Source organism: Niallia sp. WK069_GA_01 (genome assembly GCF_983173855.1).
This window is the reverse complement of the sequence record NZ_OZ470138.1, coordinates 1,147,564-1,159,191: the sequence shown is the minus strand read 5'-3', so window position 1 is coordinate 1,159,191 and position 11,628 is coordinate 1,147,564. Positions and strand designations below refer to the sequence as shown.

Sequence of the window (11,628 nt, the reverse complement as noted above, 5' to 3'; positions counted from 1 at the left end):
GACGTAAACCATTAGATTTCCTAGGAATAAACCATAATGATACTAAAGGTTTTTTAGATAAATAAATGTATCGTTTGTTCCAAATGCAGTGAGCTAAAACTTAACTACATTATTTATAGAGATGTAGTACTCCAAGCAGCTGAGAGTTCCGTCAATGATTTACCCAAAGAGTTTGCGCTGTTCCAAGCAGCTGAGAGTTCCGTCAATGGTTTACCTAAAGAGTTTGCACTGTTCAACATTGAGTTATTTACTAATCTGATATTATCTTTTTTGTCTTTGGTCATTTATATTTGCTCCTGATTTTTCGTAAATTATATGGATATTTATTTATTTCATATAATTATTTTATACCAGATTCTAGTAAGAAAAAAGACAAATAAGAAAATACAAAAACTAATCAAAAATCAACTACAGCTTTGGGTGGACGATCTTCCCAACTACATCAATGCTTATTTGCCGATTTCATTCTGCGAAGTTTGAGTCTTTAAAATTAGAAAGTATGAATTATTTCTTACAAAGATCAAAAAAAGAACACAAGTTCTTTTGATTAAGTATAATTATACCAATAGTTCTATTTTTAAACTTATAAAATTTACGAGGAGAGTTTTTATGAAAGCTTGGGAAGCAGCATATGTAGGTGGAATTATAGATGGTGAGGGCAGTATTACTTTAACTAAAATGCATAAAGGTGAAAATAGGAGACCGTGTATAACAATCACATCTACCGACTGGGAACTTCTTATATATGTTCAGTCTTTAATAGGGGGAAGGATTGTGAATAAAAAAAATTACAATCCAGAGCATCATCTAAAAGCATATACGTTATTTATAAAGAAAAAAGAAGATGTCTTTTTTACTTTAGAAAAGATTTATCCCTTTTTAAGAATTCACAGAAAAAAGAAGCGGGCCAGATGGATTTTAAACCATTATAATGAAGTCACCCCACGAAATGGAAAATATACAGAAAAATTATTAAAAGAAAAACTTCTATTTGAGGAAAATTTTTTTAAGATTTAAAGACAATGTGAATTTAACGATATATTTGCCATGAATTTAATCACATTTTACCAAGTCTTGATTTATCTATATTTTATCTATATTTTTTCTCCATTTCTTTCTTAAGGATTTATAAGATGATGTATTAAAGGCAAAAAAAGATGATTTAATGCTAATAATAGCAACATTATCTTAATAAAAAGAATATAGGCAATTATATTGTTAAGCATTTTTCTAACGTAACATCGAGCTTGATATATAAAACATACATGAGCTAGAAATAGATTACATTCAATTTTATACACACAAGTATTGGTTTAAATACCATTTGCTAGTTATGACAGTATGTTTTTCGGCTCATTAATAAATTATTTATCTAGAAAAAGCAAATTCCCCCTTTTTATTTATAAAATAAAGCATAAAATTCCTTTTATTAAAAAAGCATAAAGTTTCCAAAAGGAAATTTTATGCTCTACGTCACAGACAAATAAAAAACCACCAAATATGTATTTGGTGGAGACGGTGGGACATGTTATTCCATGCTTTCGTCATGGCACTGACTATATCTTGAACCTAAAATTTAGGTCCCCCGGCGTATTATACGAAATATAAATTTGCTTTTCAGCAGAATTTCGCATCCTAGTACTACCAACTGCTTGGCAGCCTATAAGTCGATACACGGCTGTTGAATTGCTTCACATACCGCTCGGCATTGCCTTATCACATTTAAGTGACTTAGGTTTCACCGATAAAGCCGGATTTTCACTTGTATGTTGCCATACAAGGCGACTAAATGTTAATCGAACCCACGTCCAGAAACATCGGCACTTAAGCTTCTACGAGTGTAGTCAACATATTCGTATTTCGCTCATTCTTCTGCCTGCTGACTGGCGTCCGATGAGCTAGTCTGATTGTTCTCTTCCTTCATCCTCAGACGGTGGAATCCGGCGTAGCCCACTTAAGTTGAGTCCCTTACCCTACCACATGGGCGATGGAGGGAGGAACCGCTAAGCGCTATTAAGCAGCTAAAGCGAAGTTGTTTTGTTGTTTGCCAGTTATAGGCTTTGACGTTTTAACGAGGACGATCCCCTCGACTCGCAACTTAAGCTCGAACTATCCCTGTCGAATCCGTAACGTCCCCATTCGGATAAAATCTTGTGATTGTTACATCACTCGATTCACGCATATTGCGTTAACGTTAGGAAGCTCAAAAATAGGAGCTTTAGTTTGCTTGTCTTATCGACATAAATTATTATAACATACTTCACTTAAATTTCAATTGTAAAGTATTGGATTACATTTTTTGTCTTTCGCGAAGTGCCCGCTCGATATTCCTGCTCGCTTCTTTCTTTTTCAATGTTTCACGTTTATCATAATTTTTCTTACCCTTACCTAAACCGATTAAAACCTTCGCAAACCCATTTTTCAGATAAAGCTTTAACGGTACAAGGGAATAGCCGACTTCTTTTGTTTCACCAATTAGTTTTGCTATTTGTTTATTATGAAGCAAAAGTTTTCTTGTCCGTAAAGGATCATGGTTGTATCTGTTTCCCTGTTCATACGGGCTGATATGCATTCCATATAAAAATACTTCCCCATTTTGAATGCGGGCATACGATTCCTTTAAGTTAACTCTGCCGCCGCGAATTGCTTTTATCTCTGTACCTTGCAAAACAATTCCAGCTTCATATGTTTCTTCTATAAAATAATCATGATTTGCTTTTTTATTTTGTGCAATTACTTTACCTTGGCCCTTTGGCATTATCTCTTCCCCCTGACTATAGCCATTATTGTATCAAATAATAGCTATACAAACAATTTTACAAGTTGCGACAGGGAAGGAGATTTTCCTTCCCTATCCGTTTAACGCCGTTTTTTCTTTCTTTTTGCTTTTGGCGCATTCTCGAAAAACTTTCTTTCTTTTTTGCCTTTTCTTTTTGACTCACCACTGCCACTGCTTTTCTCTTTATCTCGACTTGATTTTCCTTTTCGTGGAGATTTAGAAGTGCTTCCAGTAGAGAAAACTTTCCCGTCTTTTTTCGGATCTCTCCGGCGTGTTCCTTTCATTCCAACGATTTCGAAATCAATTGCTCGCTCGTCTTTATTGACATTTACAACACGAATAGTAATTTCATCACCGATTCTAAACACCTTGCCTGTTCTTTCACCAATCATCGCAAAATGACGCTCATCGTAACGATAATAATCATCTGTCATATAGCTTACATGGACTAGCCCCTCGATTGTATTGGTTAATTCTACAAACATACCGAAGTTGGTTACAGAACTGATGATACCATCATATTCCTCACCAATTTTATCTAACATATACTCCGATTTTTTCAATTCATCGGTTTCACGTTCTGCCTCAACTGATCTTCTCTCCATATTGGAAGAGTGTTCCGCGATATCTGTCAGCTTACTGTTCCATTTTTCTTGAGTAGGCGCACTAATATCCCCTTCAATTAAATACGTGCGAATCAAGCGGTGGACAATTAAATCCGGATAACGTCTGATTGGCGATGTAAAATGGGTATAAAACTCCGTTGATAACCCGAAATGTCCTAAGCTTTCTGGATAATATTTAGCCTGCTGCATGGAACGAAGCATAACAGTTGAAATAACCATTTCTTCTGGAGAACCTTGTACCGATTCGATTATTTCCTGCAAAGCACGTGGATGAACGGAATTGGCAGTACCTTTCACAATATAACCAAAATTAGTAATAAACTCAAAAAACCTTCTTAATTTTTCTTCTTTTGGATCTTCGTGAATTCGATAAATAAACGGAACCTGCATCCAATGGAAATGCTCTGCAACTGTTTCATTTGCAACAAGCATAAATTCTTCGATCAATTTTTCCGCAACAGAACGTTCTCTTAACACAACATCCTGGGGTTTTCCATCTTCATCCACTAGCACTTTTGATTCTTTAAAATCAAAATCAATTGCACCCCGTGTCATTCTTTTCGTACGCAATATTTGAGCAAGCTTTTCCATCAACTCAAACATTGGAACAAGTGGCTCATATTTGCTTGTTAGCTCTTCATCTTTATCCTGCAAAATAGCATTAACATCGGAATAAGTCATTCGCTCTGTTGTTTTTATAACACTTTGGAAAATTTCATGTGCTACTACTTCGCCGCTAGGACTAATTTCCATTTCACAAGATAATGTTAAACGATCCACTTTCGGATTAAGGGAGCATATTCCATTTGAAAGACGATGTGGAATCATTGGAATAACACGGTCTACTAAATAAACACTCGTGCCTCTCTCTTCTGCTTCTACATCAATTGGAGAAGTTTCCGTTACATAATAGGAAACATCAGCAATATGTACACCAAGCTTATAATTTCCTTTTTCCAGCTTCGTAACAGTAACTGCATCATCCAAGTCTTTCGCATCTGCACCATCAATTGTAACAATCGTTTCGTTGCGCAAGTCTCGTCTGTTTTTTATTTCTTTCTCATCGATTGTTTCAGGCGTTTTATCTGCTTGCTCTAATACTTCATCAGGAAAAGCCAATGGAAGTCCATGCTTATGTATAACCGATAAAATGTCTACACCTGGATCATTTTTATGTCCTAAAATTTTTACGATTGCACCTTCAGCATTTTTCCGACCTTCCGGATAAGCCGTTAATTTTACAACTACTTTATGTCCTTCAACAGCACCCTTTGTACTTCCCTTTGGAATAAAGATGTCTGTTGCGATTTTTTTATCATCTGGAATAACAAACCCGAAATGTTTGCTTTCAGAATACGTACCGACGATTTGCTGTACGCCTCTTTCAATAATCCGGACAATCGTTCCTTCTCGTCTTTGACCTGAACTCTCCGATGTAACACGAGCCAATACAATATCACCGTTCATGGCGTTATTCACTTCGTTAGGTGGGATAAATATATCATCCAACCCTTTCTCTTCTGGAATGACGAATGCGAATCCTTTAGCATGTCCAGCAATTTTACCTCGTACTAAATTCATTTTTTCTGGGAGGCCATACCTATTGCTTCGAGTACGTACAACTAATCCCTTCTCTTCCATCTGCACAAGCGCTTTTACAAAATCTTTAAAGCCAGCAGAGTCTTCAATCCCAAATGCTTCCTCCAGCTCTTGTACCGTTAATGGTTTGTATGCTTCATCTTTCATATAAGTTAAAAGTTTGTCTATGTGAATCTGTATAATATCTTCCAATTTGCAACCTCCTTTATAGGTGCTTTTCTTTTATTCTTTCCAATCTAAACGTTCTAAAAACGCATAAAAGTCCGCAAATACCGTTTCTTTTTCTTTATCATGGGTAATAACATGACCAGAATTTTCGTACCACTTGATTTCTTTAGGACTTCCTTCTACTTCTTGATAAATAATATTGGCACTGTCGGTATTAATCATATGATCATTTCTTGCTTGGATCACAAAGGTTGGTGCATAAATAAGATCCACGTTTGCACGGACATCCGCAATTAGCTGTTGCAACTCTTTTAATGTATTCATAGGCGCGAATTGAGCCATTTCTTGTTCAATTAGTTCTTCTGATTTTCTTTCGCGCATTTTATAATTGCGTGCGTATTCTAAAACACCTTCATACATTACTTCTTCACTTTTTATGTACATAGGTGCACACATTGTTATAATACCCTTCACAGGTACAGTGTAACCTAATTTCAGTGAAAATACGCCTCCAAGAGAAAGTCCTCCAACCGCTATTTCATCATACCCCTGATTTTTCAGAAATTCATAACCTGCCATTACATCCTTCCACCAATCTTTAGGACCATACTGTGTTAATTCTTCTGGTGGAACTCCGTGTCCTTTTAATAAAGGGATATGGCAAGTATAACCTTTTGTATTTAAAAACCTTCCTAATAACCGTACATCTGAAGTATTTCCTGTAAAACCATGCAGCAATAATACAGCCCTTTTATTATCTCCATTAAACGTTAATGGTTTTTGTTCAACTACTTTCATGTATAGATTCTCCTTTACTTCTATAAATATCAATTCCAGCTTCTTATTATGCACAACATTTATGTTATCTTATTTTTCTGCGAGCAGTAAAATAATATGACTACCCTGAAAAGTGGTTTTGGGTGTCTCGAATAGTCCGCAGTCAGTATACATTTCACTTTCCATGGGGCTCATCTTACGAGCCTACTCGGAGCTAAAGCTACTTCTTTTCATGCGCCATTATGCACTGTTGTTGCTTTTGCTGGCTATATTGTTTATTGTAGGCAGAGTTAATCCGAACAATCCAGTATAATCTTCTAAATATGAGTTAAATAATACTATTTTTTGTATGATGGTTCTAGTGATCCTCAGTTTCTTAATATGTAAGAACTCTATTCGTATAAAAAGCAGTGAGTTTTGCATTTATGTTTTTGTTCTTTTCGTTAGGATAAAAATTCGAAAAAAACCTGACCTTCCTAAGGCCAGGTTTTAAATCTATACCAGACTAGTTTTACAAATCAAAATAACTTACTCCAATTGTTAAAACAAAAAACAGGATTGCTAGCACAATTGTAGTATTGTGAAGAATTAAATCTAAGCCTCTTGCTTTTTGTTTTCCAAAAAGCTGCTCTGCTCCTCCTGAAATGGCACCGGATAATCCAGAGCTTTTACCAGATTGAAGAAGTACTACTACTATTAAAGCTACTGCAACAATAATTAGCAACGTAATTAAAACTGTGTGCATCATCACACCTCCATTAAGACGAACATTATTACATTACTATAAATGTAACATATTTTAGAAATGGGAACAATAGCTTGTTGGGGAATAAGAGAGACTTTTCCAACTATAATCTATTTGTTTTGTGATTGTCTACCATGAAAAAAAGGTTCCGCAGGTGGAATACACTTCGCTTTCCTGTGGGCGAGCGTCGAGCCTCCTCGCTGCGCTGCGGGGTCTCGTCTTTCTCACTTTCCCACGGGAGTCTTCGTGTATTCCACCTGCTGTCTGCTTCAACCCTAGTTCATAACAAAATAGAAAGCTGCTTCTTTTCAAATGAAAATTTGGTTGCATAGTTGTCTACATAGAAAAAAGGTAATACAAACTCTCAATGAGTCCAGTCCGCAGCCTGCTTCAACATAACAACAAACTCAATCACACTTGCCTATTTTCATTCTTCATGGTCAAATTTTTGTTTGCATATGTTGTACCATGATCGGGTTGTGGCTTAGTATACTTTGTTTTCTACTGTGAACTGTGTTTTCTCGTTTGTTCTTCGGCACGGGATCTTTTTGCGAAACATAGCTAATATCATTGGAAAATATTAGTTTCTTTATCTTGTCTAGTAATTAATTTTTCGATAAGAATTCATCTAAACAGTCGAATTGTGAGGACATTCCTTCTACTACTCCCATTTCCATTACTTGTTGCAGGTCTTCTGATGAAGCAAAGCGGGAACGAATGGTTAATTTGGTATTCTCCCCTTGTTCAATAAAATGGACGGTAATTAGTAAACTAGGCATCTCAGATATGGTATTTCCTTCTTTATCAGCAAAACTATCTATGTAGACAATTTTATTCGGAGAATCAATTTCTTCATAAACCGCTTTACCCCAAGATTCTTGACCAAAAAAATCTCCTTGATTTCTATCTGTACATTTCATGCAATAAAGCCATATACCGTTTGGCTTGAATTCGAATTTTTTATTCTCTGTTTTCCAGCCTTTGGGACCCCACCAGCTTTCCAAACGATCTGATTGAGAAAAAGCCTTAAATAACTCTTCTTTCGAAGCATAAAAATTCCTCTCCATCACAAGATCCTGCCCCTCAACAGTTGTTACTAAACTATTTACCCCTTTGCGTTCAGCCATTATTATTCCTCCTGCTGGAAAATTTTTGTTCATCTTACTATTCTCGCTGCTTTGCAAAAAAACCTTTTAGATTAAAAAAAATAATGCTGCCAAGTAAATAACTCTTCTTCTAATAAACAGAAAACACCTCTATTAATGTGTCATTAATAGAGGTGTTAGATACAAGTTAAAAGAATAATCTTTTACTTGTTATTATTTTTTAAGGTTATAGAAAGATTTTAAACCATCATATACTGCTAAATCGCCAAGTTCGTCTTCGATGCGAAGTAATTGGTTGTATTTAGCAATACGGTCTGTACGTGATAATGAACCAGTTTTGATTTGACCAGCATTTGTAGCAACAGCGATGTCAGCGATAGTTGCATCTTCTGTTTCACCAGAACGGTGAGATACTACTGCTGTATAACCAGCACGTTTAGCCATTTCAATTGCTTCAAAAGTTTCAGTTAAAGTACCAATTTGGTTAACTTTAATAAGGATTGAGTTAGAGATTCCTTTTTCAATACCTTCAGCTAATTTTTTAGTGTTTGTAACGAATAAATCGTCACCTACTAATTGTACTTTAGAACCGATGCGGTCTGTTAATAATTTATGACCTTCCCAGTCGTTTTCATCTAAACCATCTTCAATAGATAGGATTGGGAATTCATTAACTAATTCTTCGTAGAAAGTAACAAGCTCTTCAGAAGTTAAACCAGTACGGCCTTCTCCTGCAAGATCGTATTTTCCAGTTTCTTTGTTATAGAATTCTGAAGAAGCAACGTCCATACCTAAGTATACGTCTTTACCAGCTTCGTATCCAGCTTTTTTGATCGCTTCAATGATTACTTCTAATGCTTCACGGTTAGAACCAAGGTTTGGAGCAAATCCACCTTCATCACCAACAGCAGTGTTTAAACCTTTGTCATGAAGAACTGCTTTAAGTGCATGGAATACTTCAGCACCCATACGTAAAGCTTCTTTGAAAGTTGGAGCACCTACTGGCAAGATCATGAATTCTTGGAAATCCACGTTGTTATCAGCATGTGAACCACCATTGATGATGTTCATCATTGGAGTTGGTAATTGTTTTGCATTGAATCCACCAAGGTAGCGGTATAATGGTAAACCAACTACGTCAGCAGCAGCAATTGCAGCAGCCATAGATACACCAAGGATTGCGTTAGCACCTAATTTACCTTTGTTTTCTGTTCCATCAAGTTCGATCATTGCTTTATCAATTCCAGCTTGATCTGTAACGTCCATTCCGATAATTGCTTCTGCAATTACTTCATTTACGTTTGCTACTGCTTTAAGAACACCTTTACCAAGGTAACGTGATTTGTCGCCATCACGTAATTCTACTGCTTCGTATTCACCAGTTGAAGCACCAGATGGTACAAGTGCGCGACCGAAGAAACCTGATTCTGTTAAAACTTCTACTTCTACTGTTGGATTACCGCGTGAGTCTAAAACTTCACGTGCGTATACTTGTTGAATAAATGGCATATTAATTCTCTCCTTTTATAAGTACATTATTTTTTAATGATTGATGTACCAGTCATTTCTGCTGGTTTTTCTACACCTAATAAATCTAACATTGTTGGAGCTAAATCTCCAAGAATACCGTCTGTACGCAATTCTGCACCTTTTTGTGTAACAATAACAGGAACAGGATTTGTCGTATGTGCAGTCATTGGTGTTCCTTCCAAAGTTACTACTTCATCTGAATTACCATGATCTGCGGTGATAATTGCTTTACCACCTTTTTGTTCAATTAAAGTAATAATTTTGCCTAAGCATTCATCTACTGTTTCAATTGCTTTAATCGTTGGTTCAAGCATTCCGGAGTGCCCAACCATATCAGGATTTGCAAAGTTCAAGATGATTGCATCAACATTATCTTCTTCAATTTCTTTTACAAGTGCATCAGTAACTTCGTAAGCACTCATTTCTGGTTTTAAATCGTATGTTGCAACTTTAGGCGAGTTGATTAGAATACGCTTTTCACCAGGGAATTCTGCTTCGCGTCCACCACTCATAAAGAAGGTAACATGCGGATATTTTTCCGTTTCCGCAATACGAAGTTGTTTTAAACCATTTTGAGAAAGCACTTCACCAAGTGTGTTGTCAAGGTTTGTTGGCTTAAATGCTACATACCCTTTTACTGTTTCACTAAAATGAGTTAAACATACAAAGTAAAGGTTTTTCGGATGATTTTCGCCACGATCAAATGAACGGAAATCTTCATTTGTAAATGTATTTGAAATCTGAATCGCACGGTCTGGACGGAAATTATAGAATATCACAGCATCTTCATCTTGAATCGTTGCTACTGGCTCTCCGTTATCTTTTGTGATAACAGAAGGCAGAACAAATTCATCAAAAATTCCATTGTTGTAATTATCTTCTACAACGTCTAGTGGGTTGGAGTAGCTAGGTCCTTCCCCATATGCCATTGCACGATACGATTTTTCCACACGATCCCAGCGTTTATCTCTATCCATAGAATAGTAACGACCAGAAATCGTAGCAAATTCACCTATACCATACTCGTTGATTTTTTCTTGTGTTGCTTTAATGTATTTTTCCGCAGTCTTTTGACCGACGTCTCGGCCGTCAAGAATTCCGTGAATATATACATTTTTTATTCCTTCTTCTTTTGCAAGACGAAGAAGTGCAAACATATGTTCAATATGGCTATGAACGCCTCCATCAGATAATAAACCAAAAAGATGAAGGTTTTTGCCTTTTTCTTTAACATGGTTCATTGCATTAACAAAGGTTTCATTCTTTTCAAAATTTCCCTCTCTAATGGCAACATTTACTCTTGTTAAACTTTGGTAAACAATTCGTCCTGCACCGATGTTTAAGTGACCTACTTCTGAGTTCCCCATTTGTCCCGCTGGAAGACCTACAGCTTCACCACTAGCCACTAAAGTAGAGTGTGGATAATTATTCCAATATTTATCAAAATTAGGCTTGTTAGCTTGAGCCACTGCATTACCCATACGTTCGCTTCTTAAACCAAAGCCGTCTAATATGATTAACGCTACTGGAGATTTACTCATGCTTTACCTGCCTCCAATAATTGTAGGAAACTTTGAGCTTCTAAGCTCGCTCCTCCTACTAACGCTCCATCTATGTCAGATTGAGCCATGTATTCTTTAATGTTTTCAGGTTTTACACTGCCGCCATACTGAATGCGAATGCTTTCAGCAACTTCAGTTGAGAACTGTTCTGCTACTACTTTACGAATATGTGCACATACTTCGTTTGCATCAGCAGATGTAGATGATTTTCCAGTACCAATAGCCCAAATAGGCTCATATGCTACAACTGTAGCTTTTAATTGGTCATCTGTTAAACCTTGAAGTGCTTTTTGAACTTGAGAAGCAACAAAATCATTTGTTTCGCCATTTTCTCTTTGTTCTAATGTTTCACCACAGCAAACAATTGGTGTTAAACCATTTTCAAAAGCTGCTTTTGTTTTTTGGTTTACTGCTTCGTCTGTTTCATTGAAGAATTCACGACGCTCAGAATGTCCAAGTACTACATATTGTACACCGATGTCTTGAAGTGCTACTGGGCTGATTTCGCCAGTGAATGCACCATTTTTTTCAAAATGCATATTTTGTGCACCGATCTTTAAATCTGTGCCTTTTGTTAATTCTACTAACTGTCCTAAAAATAACGCAGGAGAACAAACTACTGCATCTACGTTTTCACTTGAAGGAACAGATCCTTTTACTTCATTAACGAATGCTACTGCTTCTGGAAGTGTTTTATTCATTTTCCAGTTACCAGCAATAATAGGTTTACGCATGT

At 36.3% G+C, this 11,628-nt stretch carries 10 protein-coding genes and 1 other RNA gene; 1 reads left to right on the top strand and 10 read right to left on the bottom strand.

What is annotated here, in order from left to right:
- Positions 1–113 precede the first annotated feature (113 nt).
- Complete coding sequence (locus AC5LWL_RS05505) at positions 114–284, bottom strand: hypothetical protein (protein WP_493433387.1); 171 nt, start codon at positions 282–284, stop codon at positions 114–116.
- Positions 285–609: 325 nt separating this feature from the next.
- Between AC5LWL_RS05505 and AC5LWL_RS05500 the strand changes: the two genes are divergently transcribed.
- On the top strand, positions 610–1,017 hold the full coding sequence (locus tag AC5LWL_RS05500; RefSeq protein ID WP_493433386.1) for an LAGLIDADG family homing endonuclease: 408 nt from the start codon (positions 610–612) through the stop codon (positions 1,015–1,017).
- Between the two features lie 776 nt (positions 1,018–1,793).
- On the opposite strand, the gene ssrA is transcribed toward AC5LWL_RS05500, so the two are convergent.
- The 9 genes from ssrA to tpiA all read right to left on the bottom strand — a co-directional run bounded on the left by ssrA (position 1,794) and on the right by tpiA (position 11,626).
- Positions 1,794–2,129, bottom strand: a transfer-messenger RNA (tmRNA) gene (ssrA, locus tag AC5LWL_RS05495).
- Between the two features lie 161 nt (positions 2,130–2,290).
- Positions 2,291–2,758 (bottom strand): SsrA-binding protein SmpB, encoded by a 468-nt coding sequence (gene smpB, locus AC5LWL_RS05490; RefSeq protein WP_493433385.1) that lies wholly within the window; start codon positions 2,756–2,758, stop codon positions 2,291–2,293.
- Between the two features lie 101 nt (positions 2,759–2,859).
- Positions 2,860–5,196: a ribonuclease R gene (gene rnr / locus AC5LWL_RS05485; protein WP_493433384.1), complete on the bottom strand. Its 2,337-nt coding sequence runs from the start codon at positions 5,194–5,196 to the stop codon at positions 2,860–2,862.
- A gap of 30 nt (positions 5,197–5,226) precedes the next feature.
- Entirely contained in the window at positions 5,227–5,970 is a 744-nt protein-coding gene (locus tag AC5LWL_RS05480; protein WP_493433383.1) for an alpha/beta hydrolase, read from the bottom strand.
- A 490-nt stretch (positions 5,971–6,460) separates the two neighbouring features.
- Positions 6,461–6,694 (bottom strand): preprotein translocase subunit SecG, encoded by a 234-nt coding sequence (secG, locus tag AC5LWL_RS05475; RefSeq protein WP_493436547.1) that lies wholly within the window; start codon positions 6,692–6,694, stop codon positions 6,461–6,463.
- Positions 6,695–7,299: 605 nt separating this feature from the next.
- Complete coding sequence (locus AC5LWL_RS05470; RefSeq protein ID WP_493433382.1) at positions 7,300–7,821, bottom strand: SRPBCC family protein; 522 nt, start codon at positions 7,819–7,821, stop codon at positions 7,300–7,302.
- A 192-nt stretch (positions 7,822–8,013) separates the two neighbouring features.
- Positions 8,014–9,309, bottom strand: a complete 1,296-nt coding sequence (eno, locus tag AC5LWL_RS05465) for a phosphopyruvate hydratase (protein ID WP_493433381.1) — start codon at positions 9,307–9,309, stop codon at positions 8,014–8,016.
- A 26-nt stretch (positions 9,310–9,335) separates the two neighbouring features.
- Complete coding sequence (gene gpmI / locus AC5LWL_RS05460) at positions 9,336–10,871, bottom strand: 2,3-bisphosphoglycerate-independent phosphoglycerate mutase (RefSeq protein WP_493433380.1); 1,536 nt, start codon at positions 10,869–10,871, stop codon at positions 9,336–9,338.
- Positions 10,868–11,626: a triose-phosphate isomerase gene (gene tpiA, locus AC5LWL_RS05455; RefSeq protein WP_493433379.1), complete on the bottom strand. Its 759-nt coding sequence runs from the start codon at positions 11,624–11,626 to the stop codon at positions 10,868–10,870. Before tpiA ends, gpmI begins: the two co-directional genes overlap by 4 nt.
- Positions 11,627–11,628: the final 2 nt, after the last annotated feature.